This is a genomic window from Oerskovia paurometabola, assembly GCF_016907365.1.
Classification (GTDB): Bacteria; Actinomycetota; Actinomycetes; order Actinomycetales; family Cellulomonadaceae; genus Oerskovia; species Oerskovia paurometabola.
The window spans coordinates 2274989-2293071 of record NZ_JAFBBV010000001.1 but is presented as its reverse complement, the minus strand read 5'-3'; the positions used below and the strand labels follow the sequence as shown (position 1 = coordinate 2293071).

The following is an 18083-nucleotide window of genomic DNA, read 5'->3' as shown; positions in this document are numbered from 1 at the left end:
TGTCGTTCGGGTCAGGCTTCCTTCTTGGCTGCGGACTCCGCCTTGCGGGCCGCGCCGGTCTCGGTCGTCGCCCCCGAGGTCGAGAGCTCGCCACCGGAGGACTCGAGGTGCGCGCGGACGAACCAGTGGAAGAGCTCGAGCTCGTGCAGGTGACCGACCAGGAGGTCGTTGGTCACGGTGTCGAGCTCCTCGGTGTCGGCGGCCGCCTTGCGGTGGTCGGCGATGACTCCCTGGTAGACCTCGTCGAGCGCACCCAGGTGGGCGATGGTCGACGCGCGGCCCAGGCTGTAGTCCTCCCAGGTACGCTCGGCGACGATCGCGCCCGGCGTGCCGCGCGGCGGGACGCCGAGGGTGGCGATGCGCTCGGCCGTGGCGTCGACCATGGCACGGACGGCATCGACCTGCGGGTCGATCATCTCGTGGACGGCGATGAAGTGCGGTCCCACGACGTTCCAGTGGATGTGCTTGAGGGTCAGCGCCAGGTCGTTGAGCGCGTGCAGACGCTTCTGCAGGATCGCGGCGATCTTCCCCCCGTCCTTCAGGGTCAGCGACGGGACGGTGTACTCGGGCATCTCCTTGCGGACAGCCATGTATTCCTCCTCGGTGCTCGGTCCATCAGCGCCTTGCGCTCCTCCCATCGTGGCCCGGGTGCCGTGCGCTCGCAGGTCGAGGCGTCGTGATCGCCGTCACGCTCATCCCTCGACACCGGTGGCCGTGTGGGAGGTCCCGACGGGCTTGGACTCGGGCGACCCGCGCTCGCGCAGGTAGATCGAGAAGGCGACCATGCACGCCACCGCGAGGAACTCGGACTGCCAGTTCTGCAGCGTCCGGCCCCAGAAGTCGGGCAGGGTCAGGTACTGGCCCCAGGTGACGGGGTCCTCGAGGTCACGCATCGCGGACTCGTTGTACGTCACCGAGCCCGCGATCGACTGTGCGAGCCAGCTCAGCGCGAAGATCGACCCCATGACCAGGCTCAGCGAACGGGAGTAGAGCGCGAGCCGCCAACCGCGGACCCGCGCCCACGGCGGGGACTGCGGCGTCGAGAACTCGGCGACGTGCTGCGCCTCGTCGGACTCCCGCCCGGCCTGGCCAAGGGGCTTGGACTCCGGGGAGCCCTTCTGCACGAACCACACGGTCGCGAGGACGTAGAGCAGGAACTGGAGGAACTCCGACTGCCAGTTCTCGGTCACGTCCACCGCGAACGCCGAGGTCGTCAAGTACTGCCCGAGCGTGATCGGGTCGAGGCCCGCCGAGGCCTGCTCCTGGTTGTAGAGCGCGACCCCGAACACGGCCTGCCCCGCGAGGGCGAGCACGAAGATCGTGACGAACACGAGCGTGAGCCCGTTGTCCCGCAACGCCGCCGGCACGCGCGCGCTCATCGCGCGAGCAGCCCGACCGTGAGGAACCACGCGAGAGCGAGGAGGACCCCGCCCAGGAGCCCGAAGAAGACGCCGCGCACGTCAGCCCCCGTCCAGGAGGCAGTCGTAGGGGCGGTCGGGACGCGGGACGCACCCTGCCGCCGTGACGCGCCACGAGTCCCCCGACACCGCGAGGAACGTGACCTCGCCGCCCAGGAGGACCTGCGCCTGACGACCGGCCACGGTGACGGACGAGTCGCCCGGCGCCTCCTCGACGCGCCGGGCCACGGGGCCCAGCACGAGGCCCGCCTCGCCGTCGATCAGCGCCTGGTCGCACGACGACGCCGCATCCTGCTCGAACGACTCGCGCGTCGCGGGGGCGAGCAGACCGCACGCCGTCGACGGGTCGTGGGCGCTCAGCGCCGCGAAGAACTCCTGGGTGACCGCGACGGCGTCGTCGGCGCCCGGGACCGGGCCGCACCCGGCGAGCACGAGGCCCATCGTCGCTCCCGCGAGGGCGACGCGCCCTCGACCCTCACCCCACAGGACGGACATACCCGGACGGTAGCGGCCCGAGCGACCCTCCGCCCGGCGAACGGCGACGATGCTCCGCTAGGCCCTCACTCCGTCGTCGCGCGGTCGATCCCGAGCGTCGCGACGAGGTCCTCGTGCAGCTCGAACCACACGCGGTGGCACGAGTCGACGTCGGTGCCGTCGACCCAGCCGCCCTCCCCCGCGCGTGCCCGGCGCAGGGCCGTGGAGAAGCGCTCGTCGTACCCGCCGAACCGGACCAAGACGTCGCCGAGCCGCCGCGCGAGCGGGGCGAGGGCGTCGTCGAGCGCGGTGAGCTCGTCCAGCACCGCAGCGTCCCAGGCGGGGTCGGCGTGGTCGTTGGGGGCCAGTCGCGCTCCCGGCACGGGCCGCAGCTGCCAGTCGGTGCACGCCCGCTGGAGGCGCGCGTTGAGCGGCAGGAACTCGCGGTGGGCGTGGCGGACGTCGTCGGCCCGGCTCGTGGCGGCAAGCTCGGCCGTGAGCCGGCGCTCGTCCTCGCTCCGTCCCGCCTCGGTCAGCGCCCAGCCGCTCAGGTCCGCGAACGCGGACCGTTGCACCCATCCGTACGCCTCGAAGTCGCCGAGCAGCTCGTCGGTCTCGGCCGGGTCGAGGTCGAAGCGGCGGGCGAGCGTCGCGGTGTCGGCGAACCCGCAGACGCGGACCGCGTGCAGGACGAGCAGGTCGACCGGGGAGTCCTGGGTCACGCGCGGCCCTCCTGCCGTGCCGTGAGCCGGTGGAAGTGCTGCTGGCACGCCTGCGGGGAGTTGAAGCCCATCGCGTCGGCGATCTGGGCCCAGGTCAGGCCTGCGCTGCGTGCCGTGAACAGCAGGCCGCTCTCGAGGCCGTCGACCTCGGCGCGCGCGGCGGGCAGCAGCGCGAGGGCGTCGAGGAGGTGCTCGGGCGGCAGGACGGTGGACCGCCAGAGCGCGAACCGTGCGAGGTCCACGGCCGACGGCGGCACGGACGCGGGCTGCCACGGCCGGGGCTCGAGCCCGTCCGCGCCCTGGGCGAGCAGGTGGGTGCGGGCGTCGTGCTCGCGGCGCGCCTGGGCGTGGTCGGCCCGGGTGGTGCGGTCGGCCCCGGTGGTGTGCGCTGCCCGCGCGGCGGGAGGGGCTTGCACCGCGTTGGCGGTGTCGTCGTTGCGTGGCATGCGACGATCCTGCACAATCAACGAAATGTTGTCAACGATCTATTGAAGGCGGTTCGGGTGCTCGTCCCACTGGAGGAGGCCGCGCGCGAGACGTGCGGCGGCAAGGCCACGGCGCTCGGCGCGCTGCTGCGGGCAGGACTGCCCGTCCCCGACGGCTTCGTGGTGCCGTTCGACGCCTACCGGGCGGCGGTCCCCGACGACGTGCTGCGCGACGCCCTCGCCCCCGCCCTGCGGGCGCTCGGTTCGCCCCCCGTCGCGGTCCGGTCCTCGGCCACGGGCGAGGACACGGCCCGGGCCTCGGCGGCAGGGCAGCACGAGAGCGTGCTCGCGGTCCAGGATCCCGACGACGTCGCGCACGCCGTCCGCGCCTGCTGGGCCTCGCTGCACTCGCCCCGGGCGGTCGACTACCGGGCGGGGCTCGACGCACGGGGCGAGACAGGCGGCGAGGACGGCGCGACGCCCGACGAGCGCGCCATGGCCGTGCTCGTCCAACGCCTGGTCGACGCCGAGGTCTCCGGGGTGATGTTCGCGTCCGAGGACCCGGGCGCGACGACCGTGATCGAGGCCTCGTGGGGGCTGGGCCCCTCGGTCGCGGGCGGCACGGTCACGCCCGACACCTATCGCGTCGTGGCGCACGAGACCCTGGGTCGCGGGGCCGTTCGCGTGTCCACGTGCGTCGTCGCCGACAAGCGGACGCGTCTCGACCGGGACGGCACCCGTCTCGTGGCGCGCGACGTGCCCCCGGACGACCGTCGGCGACCCACTCTCGACGACGCGACCGCCACCCGGCTCGCCCGGCTGGGGTGGCATGCGGCGGACCTCCTCGGTGGACCGCAGGACGTCGAGTGGGCGCTCGTCGACGGCACGCTCTGGATCGTGCAGGCCCGGCCGGTCACGGCTCCGCTCCCGGCTTCTCCTGCCAACGTCTCGGGAGACGCACCCCGGCTCGGCGCCGCAAACCTGCTCCGCGGGACCGCAGGAAGCTCCGGCGTCGCGACGGGACCGGCCCGGGTCGTCCGCGGCCCGGCCGACTTTCCGCGCGTACGCGCCGGCGACGTCCTCGTGTGCCCCTTCACCGACCCCGCCTGGACTCCCCTGCTGCGCATCGCTGCGGGGGTCGTCACGGAGACGGGAGGCGTGCTGTCGCATGCGGCGATCGTGGCCCGCGAGCGCCGCATCCCCGCCGTCCTGGGAGTCGCGGGGGCCACCGGGACCATCGTCGACGGCAGCGTCGTGACCGTCGACGGCGAGGCCGGGACGGTCACGACCGCACCGGGAGGGCTCCGATGAGCGCCCGGCACCTCTACCTCGCCCGCCACGGGGCGGCAGATGCCTTCGGTGAGCTGACCGACGTGGGGCGCCGCCAGTCGGACCTGCTGGGCGAGCGCCTCGCGCACGTGCCGGTGACCGCCGTCTGGCACTCGCCGCTCCCCCGGGCGTCCGCGAGCGCCGCCGTCGTCGCGCGACACCTGCCGGGCGCGCGGGTCGCGGAGGCGGCCGAGCTCGTCGACCACGTGCCGTACGTGCCCGCGCGCTCCGAGACGCCGGCGTCCTGGGCGGGGTTCTTCGACGGCTGGGACGAGGTCGAGGCGGCCGCGGGCAGCCGGACCGCCGACGCGCTGGTCGCGCGCTTCGCGGCACCGCCGGACCCGGGCACCGTCGATGTCCACGAGGTCCTGATCACGCACGACTACCCGATCGCCTGGCTCGTGCGCCACGCGCTCGGCGCACCGCCCGAGCGCTGGCTCGGCCTGAACAGCGCGAACACGGCGCTCACGGTGATCGACCTCCGCCCGGGGCTGCCGCCGGGGCTCGTGATGTTCAACGACCTGAGCCACCTGCCGGACGAGCTGCGCTGGACGGGGTTCCCGGGCGGGCTGCGGCCGTGAGGACTCTCAGGGCTGACCACCGACCGTTGCTCAGGACCTCGCGGTGACGAGGCCCGACTCGTAGGCGAGGATCACCAGGTGCGCGCGGTCGCGCGCGTGGACCTTCGCCATGATGCGGTTGACGTGCGTCTTGGCGGTGTGGGTCGAGATCACGAGCTCGGTCGCGATCTCCTGGTTCGTCAGGCCGCGGGCGACGAGCAGGAACACCTCGCGTTCGCGCTCGGTGAGGCGGGCGAGCCCCTCGCCCTCCCACGCGTGCGCTCGCGGCGTCTGCCGGTGCACGAAGCGCTGGACGAGCGCCTGCGTCGCGGCCGACGACAGCAGCGCCTCCCCCAGGTGGATCGTGTGCACCGCGCGCATGATGTCCTCGGGCTCGGCGCCCTTCCCGATGAACCCGCTCGCGCCCGCCCGCAGGGCTGCGACGACGTACTCGTCCTCCTCGAAGGTCGTCAGGACGAGCACCCGCGTCGTGCTCCCCGTGGGGCCGGCGCAGATCTGCTCGGTGGCCGCGATCCCGTCGAGCTCGGGCATCCGGATGTCCATCAGGACGACGTCGGGGGCCGACGCCGCGGCCTCGCGCACCGCCTCGCGCCCGTTCGACGCCTCGCCGACGACCTGGATCCCGCCGCTGTCAGTGAGGATGTCCCGCACGGCCTGACGCACCAGCGGCTGGTCGTCGACGACGAGCACGGTGATCATCGTTGGGGCCCGCTCGCTGCGGCGACCGCGGTCCGTTCGGCGGGCAGCTCGATGTCGAGCCGGAACTCGCCGTCCGCGCGCGAGGTCTCGACCCGTCCCCGCACCGACGCGACCCGCTCCCGCAGCCCGCGCAGCCCGTGCCCGCTGGCGGGCGCCTCCGCGTCGCCCGCGCGCAGGGGGCTCGTGACGGTCAGGGCGAGCACGCCCTCGCGGCGACGGACCTCCACGACGGCCCGGTCGCCCACGCCGTGCTTGTGGGCGTTCGTGAGCCCCTCCTGCAGGGCGAGGTAGGCGACGTGGTCGCTCGCCGGGGTCAGGACGCTGCCGCCCGGGTCTCGCCGCAGCTCGACCCGCAGGCCCACGTCGACGAACCGTGCGACCAGCGCATCGAGCTGGTCGAGCCCGGCCTGCGGGTGGAGGTCGTGCCCTTCGTGGTCTGCCTCCGCGCGCAGGAGGGCCATGAGCCCGCCGATGTCCGCGAGAACCGTGCGCGAGGCGCTGCGGATGGTCGTGAGCGCCTCGCGCGCACGGTCGGGCCGGGTCTCGAGCGACGACGACGCCACGCCCGCACTGAGGCTGATCACCGAGATCTGGTGCGCGACGACGTCGTGCAGGTCGCGGGCGATGCGCACGCGTTCCTCGACCACGCGCCGTCGGGCCTCCTCGTCGCGGTCCTGCTCGGCGCGTTCGGCGCGCTCCGTGGCGGCCGCGAGCGCCTCGCGACGCGACCTGGTCGCGTCGCCCAGGGCTCCGGCCAGGACGACGAACGTCACGAACTGCATCGCCCGCGAGTCGAAGAGCTCGCCGTCGAGCGGGACGGCGGCCACGAGGAAGACGACGAGGGCGGCTGAGCCCACGCACGCGATGCCGACCGTGCGGCGCGTCCGGTCCGTGACCGCGAACGCGGTGATCACGACCGCGACGAGCGCGCTCGGGGAGAGCGTGCCCGCGAGCGCCACGACGACCGTGCACGCGAGGCTCACCCCGAGGGCGACGAGCGGTCGACGACGCCGCCAAGGGATCACCACGACGGGCAGGAGCGCGACGACGACGAGCAGCCCCCGCGTCCGGAACAGCTCGTCGGGGAACGGCAGGACGCCGAAGAGGGCGACGACGGCGATCGCGACGACGTCGCTGAGGGGAACCGCTGCTGCGGCAGCACGGGGGGACGTCACTCCCCCAGTATCCCGGCCCGCCCGCGGCGGCGGATCGCCCCAGAAGGTGACGTGCGCGTACCGCGATCGCGGTACGCAGGTGTCCGCACCGGGCTGACGCGCGCGGTCGGCCGGGCCACGATGCTGGACCGACGGCGGAGCGCACCGGGTGCTCCGTGGAGAGGAACGCGTGAAGAAGCCTGCGAAGAGAGCCCTCGTGGCCGTGGCGGCCGTCGGGGCCGTGCTGATGCTCGGCCTGGGCACGACGAGTGTCGTGAACGCGGTCGCGACCAGCCAGGAGCGCGACCGGATCGAGACCTACGGACAGACCGTGACGGTCGACGGGCGGCAGATGAACGTCCTGGTCACCGGGAGCGGCCCCGTGGACGTGGTCCTGCTGCCGGGCTTCGGGACCGCGTCGCCCGTCCTCGACTTCCAGCCGCTCGTCACGGACCTCGCCCAGGACCACCGGGTCCTCGTCGTCGAACCCTTCGGCTACGGCCTGAGCGACGGCACCGACGTCGAGCGGACCACGGAGAACGTCGTGGCCGAGGTCCACGAGGCGCTCCAGGCACTCGACGTCGACCGCTACGTCCTCATGGGGCACTCGATCGCCGGGATCTACGGCATCGAGTACGCCGCGCGCTACCCCGACGAGGTGACGGCGTTCGTCGGGATCGACACGAGCGTCCCCGGCCAGCCGAACATGGACACGAAGTTCCCCACGCGCCTCCTGGCCGCGGCCAAGAACCTCGGCCTGGCCCGTGTCCTCACCGCGGTCGGCGGCGACGGGCTCGACGGATCCGTGTACTCCGACCACGCGCGCGAGCAGATGACGATGCTCGCCCACCGGAACTCCCTGCGCCCCACCTACCTCGACGAGATGTCGCACATCGCCGCGAACTTCGAGCGCGCGCTCGGCACGACGTTCCCGGCGGACCTGCCGCTGCTGCTGTTCGTCGAGGCCGACAACGCGACCAACCCGGAGTGGCTGGCGCTGCACGAGGAGCAGGCCGCGAGCGTCGAGGACGGCACCGTGGTGCCCGTGCCCGGCGCCCACTACCTCCACCACACGCACGCTCCGCAGATCGCGGCCGGGTTCCGGGAGTGGGAGGCTGCTCGCGCGCTGACGACGGGCTGAGGGTTGGGCTTGACTGCTGGGCGGCGGCGCGACGGCGCGGGATGTTCCCGGAGCGGGCGGTACCGTGTGCGGGTGAACGGACGATCGCCCCGACGGGGAACGAGACGCGGACGTGCGGACGGTCGCCGACCGCTCGCCCCCGTGGCGCAGACGCGCCGGGCAGGCCTGCTGATGACCACGGTCTGCGTGGGCCTCGGAGCTCTCGTCGTCTGGCGGGGCGGGGACGAGATCCTGGCGGGGAACTTCGCGGTGCTCTTCCTCCTCGGACTCTGCCTCGTCGGGACGACCGGATCGGTCGCCCTGACGCTGTCCTCGCCGCACCGGGAGCGCCTGTACCGCGTGGCGGAGTTCCTCGGACGCGCGTGCGTCGTGGCGTTCTTCGCCTGCGTCGTCGTGTTCGGTCTCGTCGTCCCGGCGGTCGTGGTCTCGCCGGGCTCGGGCAAGGCGCCCGACACGGTCGGCGAGGCCCAGATGCTCGCCCTGTGGACCCTCGTGGTCTTCGTGGCCGTCACGGTCTCGGCGATCATGGACAGGCGTCGAGCCCGACGGCGAGGCGACGACCCCGCGACCGACGAACGATCGTGAGCAGCTCCATGACGTGGCGGCGAGGAGGAGACGCATGACGTACCAGCCGGGTTGGTATCCCGACCCTCAGGACCAGCGGCGGGTGCGCTGGTTCGACGGAATCCGTTGGACCGAGCACTGGCAGCCTGGTGCGGTCCCACCCCCCGCGCGTCCACGGACGATGGGCGGGGGCACGATCGCGCTGATCGTCGTCGGCGCGATCGTGCTCCTGGTGGCGATGGTGGTCGTGGTCGTGGTCGTCGTCGCCGTGTTCGCAGGCTTCGCCGACATCGTCCAAGGGGTCGTGTGCGGCGAGGCCCCGCACTACTGCACCTAGGGGCCGCCCGAGGGGTGCTTGGGGTCAGCCGCAGGTGCTCGACGGCGCCGGCTCGTCCCCGGAGCGACCGTGCACCACTCCGGTCGCGAACCCGGAACCGGTCGGCGCCCCGAGGGTGACCAGCTGGGGCTCGGCGGGCGTCGTCCCGCAGCACGAGCCGCCGGTCTCGTCCTCGGCCTCCAGCGCCAGATCGGTCGAGCACACACCGGTGGCGGGCAGGTTCAGCTGGACCAGGTCCGCCGCGGCCCGGTCGCCCGCGAGGGCGGCGGCGATCGAGCGGACCTGCTCGTACCCGGTGGCCAGCAGGAACGTCGGGGCCCGTCCGTAGGACTTCATCCCGGCCAGGTAGAACCCGTCGTCGGGGTGCTGGAGCAGCTTCTCCCCGTGCGGGGGCACCGTGCCGCACGAGTGGAAGTTGGGGTCGATGAGCTCGGCCAGGCGGCGCGGGGACTCGACCACCGGGTCCAGGTCCAGGCGCACCTCACGCAGCATGTCCAGGTCCGGGCGGAACCCGGTCGCGTTCACGATCGCGTGGACCTGCAGGTCCAGCACCTCCTCGCGCGAACGGCCCAGGACCCGCACCGTGGCCTGGCCGGGGACGAGCTCCTCGATCGAGGTCCACCTCACCAACGTCAACCGGCCCGCCTCCACGGCGGCCTGCAGGCGGGTGCCCAGCAGCCCGCGCGCGGGCAGCTCGTCGTCGGTCCCGCCGCCGAACAGGCGCCGCGCCGATCCGCCGCGGATCGCCCAGGTCACCGTGGTGCCCGGCGCGGACTCCGCGAGCTCGACCAGGGACAGCAGCGTGTTCGCTGCCGAGTGCCCCATCCCGACGACGAGCGTGTGCTTGCCTGCGAACCGCTCACGGGCCGCACCCAGGACGTCGGGCAACGGGCCCGTGACGAACGCCTGCGCCTGCGCCTCACCGAGAGCGGGCAGACCGCTGGTCCCCAGCGGGTTGGACGTCGTGAACGTCCCGGACGCGTCGATCACCGCGCGGGCCAGCACGTCCTCGACCTGCCCGTCCGCCCTCACGGTCCGCACCCGGTACGCGCGTCGCTCCCGGCTCAGGGACCGGGTCCTGTCCGCGCCGTCGCGCGCCACTGCCAGCACCCGCGTCCTGGTCCGCAACCGCGACGCGATCTGCTCGGTCGCGGCCAGCGGCACCAGGTACTGGTCCACGAGCTCGCCGCCCGTGGGCAGCCGGTCCAGATCAGGGGCCATCCATCCGGTGGGCTCGAGCAGGCGTCGCGCGGCGTCGTCGACGTCGTAGCGCCACGGCGAGAACAACCGCACGTGACCCCACGACGCCACCGCCGCGCCCGGCCCGTCGCCCGCCTCGAGCACGACCGGCTCCAGCCCCCGCTCCAGCAGGTGGGCGGCCGCGGCCAGCCCCACCGGTCCCCCACCGATCACCACGACCGGAAGATCCGCACGCACGACCTCGCTCATCACCACTCCTCGCATCGACAACCATCAATGAACGCCACGTCGACAACGTATCCATAAACTTCGATACGTGGCAAGATGGGGCCCGTGACCACGACGACGGACCGGCCCCTCGCTCCAGCCGGCACGGCTGGGGCCGCCTGCTGCGCACCGCTGGTCCGCCAGGCCGCCGACCCCCAGACCGCGCGCGACCTCGCGCGCACCTTCAAGGCCCTGGCCGACCCCACCCGGGTCCAGCTGCTCTCGATCGTCGCCTCCCACGACGGCGGCGAAGCCTGCGTGTGCGACCTCACCGAACCCGTCGGCCTCTCCCAGCCGACCGTCAGCCACCACCTCAAGATCCTCGTCGACGCCGGCCTCCTCTCCCGTGAGCAACGCGGACGCTGGGCGTACTACTCGCTCGTCCCCGGCGCCCTCACCGCGCTCGCCGACACCTTGACCGAGACGACACGCTGAGCCTGCTCGACGTCGGGCAGGCTCGCTCGCGGTCACACCAGGTCGCGTGCACAGCCGTAGCCTCGGGTAATGAAGAGAACCCTCGCGGCCGTCGGAGCGCTCACCGTCCTCATGGTCAGCGCCTGCTCCGGGGGCGGCCCTGACCCCGAGCCCTCCGAGACTTCCCCGTCGTCGGCCTCCGCCACGATCGAGGTCGAGCTCACCACGGACGTGGTCGTCGACGACGACGGCTCGGTGACGGTGACCGCGCAGTCGAACCTGCCGGACGGAACGGAGCTGGATGGGTCGGTGTCGGCCGAGGATGTCTTCACAGCGCAGGACCGGGCCGTGCTGCAGGACGGCACCGCCACGTTCGGCCCCTTCTCGGCGAAGGGCGAGGCCCTTCCGGCCGGCGCCTACGCGGTGCGCGTCACCATGCCGATCGCGCGCAACCAGCCCGAGCAGGTCACGGCGATCATCGGCGAGCACGGCGAGAACTTGACCGGGCCGCAGGTGAGCACCGAGGACGGCACGGGCGACGCGGTGGTGGCGACCAGCGAACCGCTCATCATCCCCTGACCGCCGACCCCGACTCAGCGCATCGAGCGCATCCACAAGGCGACATCGAGCAGCCGCAGCTCGCTCGTGTCGAAGACGCACGTGCGCCCACCTGCCTCGGCAGCAGCGCGCGCCCGCGTCAATGCCTCCTCGATCGCGTCGATCACGGCTGGATCCGCGACGAGCGAGCGGATGACCTGGATCTCCAGCCGCCCGTCCCGGGCGAGCTCCAGCCCGAGCAGACGGCGGACCTTCGTGTCGCGCACCGGCAGCAGTCGCGGTCGCTTGCGTGCAGCCAGCTTCGCCGCGGTCACCCACGGGTCGGACGTTCCCTTCGTCGTCGGTGCTGCCAGCGCGATACGGGCCGTGTTCGTCAGTGCCCAGGCCGCGTCGAGGTCGGACACAGTCGCGTCCACCAGATCCGTGGTGGGCGACGCGGCGGACAGTGCGGCGAGCAGACCGTCACGCAGCGGGCCTTCGTCCAGGACGCGCCGCGTCGCGGCGGGCCCGACCTGGACCGAGAGCATCGTCAGCGCATGCAGGTCTGCGGCGGTGACGTCCATCGGGTCGTTCGGGTCGATGGACGCGAAGGTCGCCCCCGCATAGCTGCCCGCCACGTCGTAGTACCGCTCGAAGCGGACCGCACGCAGAGCGTCGAGCGCGGTGCGGCGGGCGTCGTCGAGCAGACCGTCGGGGACATCGGGCCAGCCGGAGGGCACGGGTCGGAGCATGCCGTCACCAGAGTGGCATCCGATCACCTCACCGGACGACGTGGCGCCGGTGCCCGTGGCAGCCCCAGGAGCAGCCGGAAAGATGCTCGCCAGCCCCTCGGGATGCGGGGCAGTCTTTCGCAGTCCTCAGCCGCCGGTGAACATGGAGATGGTCAGCTCGGAATCGACCGCCTGGCATGGCTCGAAGAGAGCGTCAAGGGCATCCCGCCAGGCATCCGACCTGATGACGGTGGGTTCGGTCCTCGCCCAGGACTCGACCGCGGGGACAGCCTCCTGCAGGTCGGCGACCCCTTGGCTGACGGCGCTGTCGCCGCTCGAGGGGATGCGGTACAGGACACGTGTCGCGACCTCGTACCAGCCCTGCTGCTCCTGGACGGCCACGCGGCCCTCGCTCAGGGCGATGTCCGCGTTCTCCACGATCGACATGACGTCGGAGACGGCCGCGCACGCGGCGGCGTCCTGCGCCACGTCGCCCTCGGGTGCATCCGCCTGGCGCACTTCTGTCGTGGGGTCGGGCTGGGCGGTGAGAGCACCGCTGCAGCCCGCCATCATCGTTGCCACGAACACCAGAGCCGATGCTCCAACCGCCCGCTGTCCTCGCATGAACGCACCCCCGTCGTGACCGTGTGCCCCTGAGGGTACACATTCCGTCCGATGCCGCTCGCACGCGGTGGGGCGGTGCACGCCACGGCACATCGTCCCGGGCGGGCTGGACACGACACGAACCTGCCGAACGAGCCGCGACCGGCACATGTCAGACTGCCGGGGTCCAGCGCGGCCGGTTCGAAGACGTCGCCGACGGCCTGTACCGCCTCGCCGACGCCATGGTCCTGGCGCAGGCCACCCGCACCCGGAGAACCGGGTGACGCTACTTGTGCTCGATGATGAGGTTGCGGTCGAGTCCGATCACAACACGAGCGTCGCCCGTCATCGCGTTCCTGAGGAACGACGGGTCCGTGAGCAGCTTGCGCTCCATCTTGGCTCGCTGCGCTGATAAAGGAACCAAAGGGTAGAAAGTGGCAAAGGCGGCCACGAACAGGGCGATGAACAGCCCCGCCGTCACCGCTCCTCCTGGGGGCACGTTCGCGGTCGCAGCCAGCAACAGAGCGAGCCCAAGGCCAAGCATCAGCGCACCTAGCGAGAAGCTGATGAAGATCACGATCGGCGCCAGAACGACACATGTTCTGGCGGACAACTCGACGGCGGAGATGCGGGCCGTCATCGTCAAGGACCGTGCAGGAACCGACTCCGGCGGGAAGGACTGAGCGAGCGCGATGTGCCTCTCGATCCGACGACGAAGACGAGCAGCGCGGGTGAGCTGGCTCGCCGCAGTGACGATCGTGGCCCCAGTTGCCCCTACGAGAGCGATGAGCGCGACAGAAATTTCAGTTGGCACACGCACATGGTCCCCTACGGGACCTGCGCTCATCGGTAGCCGAACGGGTGAACCCGCGTGTGTGTTGAGCCGTTGACAACGCGTCGTTGTCCAGTGAATTTCTGATAAGTGCACACGTCGTGTCGAAAGGCCCCGAACCACAAGTTCGAGGCCTTCGCCATGTGACGATCCTCTGGCGACGGTCACGCGTCAGTCTCCAAAACCAGAATCCCGGGTTCAACTCCCAGCAGAGGAGCAGCACCACCACCGGAGACGAACGCCATGGCGAAGATCGGCACCGCTCCACATCGAGCTCAAGCCCGTCCTCAATGAGGAAGCCCTGGCACAGATCGCCCAGACCATCGAGGACGCGGTCGCGGCCCGGCCGGGCTGGCGCTCGAACTGCGGGCCCGTGTCGCCCACGCGGAGTGATGGCTTCCACCCGGGCTATGCGTGTACCTCTGTGAGTATCTTGGGCACGTCCGGATACGACGAGAGGCCCGGAATCTCAACGATTCCGAGCCTCTCGCTTCTGTCGGGCTGACAGGATTTGAACCTGCGACCCCTTGAATGCCTTTCGAACGATTCATTTTCCGCGGAATCGCTGGGCTTTCCTCCTGCGACTCGTCTCTTAGCTCCACTGCCCCGCGCCACCCAGTAGCACGTTGTGCCGCTATGCGCCAGGGGCCGGGACGCCTTATGGGACAGACTACCGTGGGCCACAGACAACCCGCTATGTGGACGCCTCAAATGCACACGCCCCGCGGACCAATCCCGACACAATTCGCCGCATTCAGAAGTCCCAAGAATATGCGGCCAGCTCGCTTGAACAGGGCGACGACAATAGGTCTGCTCTCGGCTCGTGGTCAGGCCAGCACTGCCGCGCGGACCTGTCCATGGGGACGCCTGGTCCTGTGGCAGGTCGCGTCTCGAGGTGAGGCCGGTTCACACGGGCCCGAGCCGGTGGAGCCGCACGCCCGGGTCCATGGAGCCTGGGCCTCACGCGCGACTCGCCTTTGAGGCCCGTGAGAGGGGGCCTTCCCCTGGTTCACACAGCCCGGCGCATGAGCCAGGCCGAGAACCTCCCTTATGACAGAAGAGAGCACAATGTCACATCGCCTGCTCGTCGTGTGATCCGGTGTGAAAGCGTGAACGCAGGCAACCACAGGAACCAGCCCCGGGCCGCCGACACCTCGACGAGAACTACCGGGCGCGAAACAGGTCAGGCGCTACGTCGCGCACGAAGTCGCCTCGCGCCGGACTGATTCACTCGCCGACGGGCCATCTGGATGCTGCAGCCGAATTGTTCGGCGATCTGTTCCTCACTCAACCCTCGACCTACGGCCCCTCGGGCAGCCTTGCCAGGGATGATGATGGTGCTGGCTAGGTAGTCCGCTTCGTCCTCGATCTGGTCATCCCAGTCGCGACATCCACGACCGTCGAGGGCAGGCCTAGGCGTGTGCAGCAGTAGGCCGTGGGCGACCTCGTGGCAGAGGTTTGAGACCTGCCGGCCGGGGCTGTGCGAGTCGTTGTGCACGATCACTCGTCTGCTCTGGAAGAACACTGTCGCGGCCGAGAACTCAGCACCCCCAGCTCCTAGTAGCAGGTCGATGCTGGCCTCCAGCCGAGAGTCGCCGCCGATGCGCAGTCGCAGGTCTCGTAGAGCGATCACCGGAATCGCGAGTGACTCCGCGAGGGCGTGGGCGTCGATCCTGACGTAGGGGCTGATGCCGAGCTCCTGGCGGATCCGCTCCGCCTCGGCCTCGGCGAGTGTGGTGAATCCGCGCGGTAGGGCCATTACGTGTCCTTGAGCACCTTGTACGTTGCTTGAAGTACGTCCTCGAGAGCTTCAGCGACTCGTGGGGACAACGACTTGTCCGCCCTCAAGTATGTCGAGATCATCGCTAGCGGCTCGTCTCGAGTCTCACCGTGGACACGCACGACGAAGTCGTCTGCGCTCAGACCGGCCCAGTCGACGAGCGCCGCAAGGCTGTCGACGTCAGGGCGCTTCCCCTGCGCCAGGCGCGTCAGCGTTGAAGGGCTCACCCCTGCCCCCTGGGCAACCTGTTTCCAGTTGAGCGCACGAGCCTCTCGCACGCCGTCGAGCGCGGCGAAGAACGCCACCCCGTCGAACGAACCACGCTCTGTCACGATGAACCCCTCTTTGATCTATGCAACTAGTTGCGCATGTCGAATCGTCGCTCTATCGTTGATTCGACAGTAGGCACACGGTTGCACCTGCGCAACCGGTGTGACCCTACACGATTTCAGCAGTTGCCCAGGACCACGCGGCTCGCCCGCACGGTCGACACAGCGCAGAGAGAGGAGGTGACACAGATGGCGAAGAACACTGGCAAGGGACACCGCACCGGTGCCGTCAAGGGCCGCAGCGAGTTCAAGCGTGGCAGCACCTGGTTCAAGCGCGACACGGCGACGGGTCGCATCATCAACGGCAGCCCGAATCAGCACAAGGGCGTACGCAACGAGAAGTGATCCACGGGCTGGTGGTGCGACCGCACCACCAGCCCGCCCGCCCCACACGAACATCGGAGCACGACATGAAGCACAACCCGCACGGCTACACCGTTACCTGCCCCTACTGCCGCACCAAGTTCCTGATCGGCGGCTACAGCCCTGGCCTCATCCGATGCGGCAGGTGCCGCAAGGCGTTCAACCTCCGCTAGACACGTGGCACGGTCGAGCGCGCAAGATGGCGCCGACTCACGTCCCATGTCGAAAGCAAGGCCGGCCCACGCTCGTCGAGTTCCGTTGGAGGAAGTGCATGGTTGAGAGTCAAGAGCAGGCCCTGCGCAGGCTCGTGTCGACGCTGTCCGGGGCCGAGCCCAAGGACTTGAGCACGCATCTGGTGGGTGCGCTCGACAGCAAGCGGTACTTCCAGGGCACCACGATCCGGGCACTGAGCCAGGACTTCGCCCCGATCGCCTCCGGCCTGCTCGTACCCATGCACCTCGCTCAACCGCCAGAACCGATCGATCTCGTGATGGTCTATACGACCTTGAACGAGCTCAGGGACACTCCTGTCCCCCCTGAGGACTTCCTTGAGACGCTGGAGACACTGCACGTTGGCGACGTGTTGCTCTTCGTCGCTGGCTGGCTCAACCGTCACCGGTCCGGCGCGAGCCTTGTTGAGCTAGATCGCGAGTACCTGCAGATCCTTCCTCCTGAACTCGCAGCACGAGCGAAGACACTGCTCGCGTCACCCGACATGCGCAAGCACCTCATCGCGCCTCAGCAGCTCGTGGCCCTGGCCTCACTTGCCCTTGCTGTCTGCCCCTCTCAGCCCGAGCAGCCACACCCGGCACCGGAGGCCGTACTACCGCTCCTCCCCCTCGCGGTCGGCGATCTGCTCGTCGCGCACTCCGACGAGCTCTCGGATGAGGAATCCGGCGAGAGACTCCGCCGCGAGATGGTCAGCAACCACATCTTCTACAGTCCTAAGACCATGCCCCACCTCATCGCCCGGTGGTTTCGAACGTGGTACGAGTTCCCTATGATCGACGAAGCCGTACCCGACGACTACCTGATCGCCTTGTACCGCGAAGCCACCAGGGTGGACCTCCTGGACCTCGCAACCATGACACTGGCGATGTGGCAGTCAGCAGGAGATGGCACCTACAGGACAATTGACTCCTCCCTGACCGACCTCGGCATCGCCGAAGATCGCGTCGATGTCACCCTGGGCGCCATAGCCGGGACCCCCCTGCAGGTGCTTATGGCGATGGCCGAGAGCCCACCTACCTCTTGGAACTCGGATGTGCTTCGTCGCTTCCCGGCCCTGCGATGGGGTGATGGCTCCACCGTGGTCATCGACCGTTCGTTCTTGATCGAACGGGTCTACGGCTGGCTGCCGTACTGGGATGTCCACAACCACCTCAAGACACAAGGCGACAAGAAGCGGACCGGTCTGTTCGGTACCACCCTGCGCGGCTATGCCGAGCGATACGCCATCGAAGCGATCACCTCGATGGCTGGTTCTGGGCGAGTCTTCCCCGAAACAACCTTGCAGCAGGCCTATGGGGGCAAGGGCATCAAGATCATCGACTGCGCGATCGCCTACCCCGATACCTGGGTCGTCCTGGACGTCTGCACCCACGCACCAAAACGCGAGACCGTGCACGGGCGGGACCCAGGCGCCCTCGCTGAAGACATCGACAAGCTCGTGATCACCAAGGCGCGCCAGCTGCAGTCCACGATCAACCAGCTACGCGCCAACGAGAGCAAGCTGACAGGTCATCCTTCAGGGGCGCCCAAGGTCTTCGCTCCCGTCGTGCTCGCAACCGAAGGCTTCCCCGTCAATCCCATCACCACCGCGATGATCCGAGAAGAACTAGTGGCGCTGGACCTCCTCACTGCCTCGGACATCCTCCCCTTGCAGATCCTTGACCTTGAGGAAGTCGAGATGATCGAAGGCCTACAAGAAGTTGGAGGCCCCTCGCTCGCCACGCTCCTGCGCGACAAGCCAAGAGGCGGCTTTGCCGGGTCAGCCATGCGCGACTACCTGCTCGTCGAACGACAAGAGCAGGTAGAGATCCCCACACGCGTCCGCGACCTGGCCCGACGAGCGATCGCACACCTCGTACAACGGATTCCCAAGCCGACCTCGCCAGACTGACCCCATTCCCACTCGCACGCCGTCAGGTCCCCTGCCGCGTGACGGCAGACGCCCAGTGGCC

At 70.2% G+C, this 18083-nt stretch carries 22 protein-coding genes; 9 read left to right on the top strand and 13 right to left on the bottom strand.

What is annotated here, in order from left to right; all coding sequences use genetic code 11:
* Positions 1-11: 11 nt before the first annotated feature.
* From JOD48_RS10275 to JOD48_RS10255, 5 genes are all read right to left on the bottom strand, one after another.
* The gene (locus tag JOD48_RS10275) at positions 12-590 is read right to left on the bottom strand and encodes a Dps family protein (protein ID WP_191790374.1); all 579 of its coding nucleotides are present in this window, start codon (positions 588-590) and stop codon (positions 12-14) included.
* A 102-nt stretch (positions 591-692) separates the two neighbouring features.
* Positions 693-1379, bottom strand: coding sequence for a DUF6766 family protein (locus JOD48_RS10270; RefSeq protein ID WP_204808879.1), 687 nt, complete (start codon positions 1377-1379; stop codon positions 693-695).
* An 81-nt stretch (positions 1380-1460) separates the two neighbouring features.
* Entirely contained in the window at positions 1461-1913 is a 453-nt protein-coding gene (locus JOD48_RS10265) for a hypothetical protein (RefSeq protein WP_191790372.1), read from the bottom strand.
* Between the two features lie 65 nt (positions 1914-1978).
* Positions 1979-2614, bottom strand: a complete 636-nt coding sequence (locus JOD48_RS10260) for a transcriptional regulator (RefSeq protein ID WP_204808877.1) — start codon at positions 2612-2614, stop codon at positions 1979-1981.
* Positions 2611-3060 carry a DNA-binding protein gene (locus tag JOD48_RS10255; protein WP_239527380.1) on the bottom strand — a complete coding sequence of 150 codons (450 nt, stop codon included), beginning with the start codon at positions 3058-3060 and terminating at the stop codon, positions 2611-2613. The genes JOD48_RS10260 and JOD48_RS10255 overlap by 4 nt, the downstream gene beginning before the upstream one ends.
* Positions 3061-3117: 57 nt before the next feature.
* Between JOD48_RS10255 and JOD48_RS10250 the strand changes: the two genes are divergently transcribed.
* Together JOD48_RS10250 and JOD48_RS10245 are read left to right on the top strand one after the other, a co-directional pair.
* Positions 3118-4350 carry a PEP/pyruvate-binding domain-containing protein gene (locus JOD48_RS10250; RefSeq protein WP_204808875.1) on the top strand — a complete coding sequence of 411 codons (1233 nt, stop codon included), beginning with the start codon at positions 3118-3120 and terminating at the stop codon, positions 4348-4350.
* Positions 4347-4949: a histidine phosphatase family protein gene (locus JOD48_RS10245; protein ID WP_204808873.1), complete on the top strand. Its 603-nt coding sequence runs from the start codon at positions 4347-4349 to the stop codon at positions 4947-4949. The genes JOD48_RS10250 and JOD48_RS10245 overlap by 4 nt, the downstream gene beginning before the upstream one ends.
* 30 nt (positions 4950-4979) lie before the next feature.
* Here the strand turns inward: JOD48_RS10245 and JOD48_RS10240 are convergent, their stop codons facing one another.
* Positions 4980-5648: a response regulator gene (locus JOD48_RS10240; RefSeq protein WP_204808871.1), complete on the bottom strand. Its 669-nt coding sequence runs from the start codon at positions 5646-5648 to the stop codon at positions 4980-4982.
* The gene (locus JOD48_RS10235; protein WP_204808869.1) at positions 5645-6823 is read right to left on the bottom strand and encodes a sensor histidine kinase; all 1179 of its coding nucleotides are present in this window, start codon (positions 6821-6823) and stop codon (positions 5645-5647) included. Before JOD48_RS10235 ends, JOD48_RS10240 begins: the two co-directional genes overlap by 4 nt.
* Positions 6824-6992: 169 nt before the next feature.
* Between JOD48_RS10235 and JOD48_RS10230 the strand changes: the two genes are divergently transcribed.
* From JOD48_RS10230 to JOD48_RS10220, 3 genes are all read left to right on the top strand, one after another.
* Complete coding sequence (locus JOD48_RS10230; protein ID WP_204808867.1) at positions 6993-7943, top strand: alpha/beta fold hydrolase; 951 nt, start codon at positions 6993-6995, stop codon at positions 7941-7943.
* A gap of 171 nt (positions 7944-8114) precedes the next feature.
* Entirely contained in the window at positions 8115-8528 is a 414-nt protein-coding gene (locus JOD48_RS10225) for a hypothetical protein (RefSeq protein ID WP_204808865.1), read from the top strand.
* Between the two features lie 34 nt (positions 8529-8562).
* The gene (locus JOD48_RS10220) at positions 8563-8844 is read left to right on the top strand and encodes a DUF2510 domain-containing protein (RefSeq protein WP_191790365.1); all 282 of its coding nucleotides are present in this window, start codon (positions 8563-8565) and stop codon (positions 8842-8844) included.
* Positions 8845-8868: 24 nt separating this feature from the next.
* Here the strand turns inward: JOD48_RS10220 and JOD48_RS10215 are convergent, their stop codons facing one another.
* Complete coding sequence (locus tag JOD48_RS10215) at positions 8869-10293, bottom strand: FAD-dependent oxidoreductase (RefSeq protein ID WP_204808863.1); 1425 nt, start codon at positions 10291-10293, stop codon at positions 8869-8871.
* Positions 10294-10368: 75 nt separating this feature from the next.
* Here JOD48_RS10215 and JOD48_RS10210 point away from each other — a divergent pair, with 75 nt between their 5' ends.
* Positions 10369-10746 carry an ArsR/SmtB family transcription factor gene (locus tag JOD48_RS10210; protein ID WP_204808861.1) on the top strand — a complete coding sequence of 126 codons (378 nt, stop codon included), beginning with the start codon at positions 10369-10371 and terminating at the stop codon, positions 10744-10746.
* Positions 10747-10815: 69 nt separating this feature from the next.
* Positions 10816-11304, top strand: coding sequence for a hypothetical protein (locus JOD48_RS10205; RefSeq protein WP_204808859.1), 489 nt, complete (start codon positions 10816-10818; stop codon positions 11302-11304).
* 14 nt (positions 11305-11318) lie between these two features.
* Here JOD48_RS10205 and JOD48_RS10200 read toward each other — a convergent pair whose 3' ends face one another.
* The 5 genes from JOD48_RS10200 to JOD48_RS10180 all read right to left on the bottom strand — a co-directional run bounded on the left by JOD48_RS10200 (position 11319) and on the right by JOD48_RS10180 (position 15540).
* Positions 11319-12014, bottom strand: coding sequence for a DUF6308 family protein (locus JOD48_RS10200; protein WP_204808857.1), 696 nt, complete (start codon positions 12012-12014; stop codon positions 11319-11321).
* Between the two features lie 126 nt (positions 12015-12140).
* Positions 12141-12581 (bottom strand): hypothetical protein, encoded by a 441-nt coding sequence (locus JOD48_RS10195; protein WP_204808855.1) that lies wholly within the window; start codon positions 12579-12581, stop codon positions 12141-12143.
* Positions 12582-12882: 301 nt separating this feature from the next.
* On the bottom strand, positions 12883-13236 hold the full coding sequence (locus JOD48_RS10190; RefSeq protein ID WP_204808853.1) for a hypothetical protein: 354 nt from the start codon (positions 13234-13236) through the stop codon (positions 12883-12885).
* A 1375-nt stretch (positions 13237-14611) separates the two neighbouring features.
* Complete coding sequence (locus JOD48_RS10185) at positions 14612-15187, bottom strand: ImmA/IrrE family metallo-endopeptidase (protein ID WP_204808851.1); 576 nt, start codon at positions 15185-15187, stop codon at positions 14612-14614.
* Positions 15187-15540, bottom strand: coding sequence for a helix-turn-helix domain-containing protein (locus tag JOD48_RS10180; protein ID WP_204808849.1), 354 nt, complete (start codon positions 15538-15540; stop codon positions 15187-15189). The genes JOD48_RS10185 and JOD48_RS10180 overlap by 1 nt, the downstream gene beginning before the upstream one ends.
* A gap of 186 nt (positions 15541-15726) precedes the next feature.
* On the opposite strand from JOD48_RS10180, the gene JOD48_RS10175 reads away from it, so the two are divergent.
* Both JOD48_RS10175 and JOD48_RS10170 read left to right on the top strand, forming a co-directional pair.
* Positions 15727-15882, top strand: coding sequence for a hypothetical protein (locus JOD48_RS10175; protein WP_204808847.1), 156 nt, complete (start codon positions 15727-15729; stop codon positions 15880-15882).
* A gap of 289 nt (positions 15883-16171) precedes the next feature.
* A complete protein-coding gene (locus JOD48_RS10170; RefSeq protein WP_204808845.1) occupies positions 16172-18022 on the top strand; it encodes a hypothetical protein in 1851 nt (616 codons plus the stop codon).
* Positions 18023-18083 lie beyond the last annotated feature (61 nt).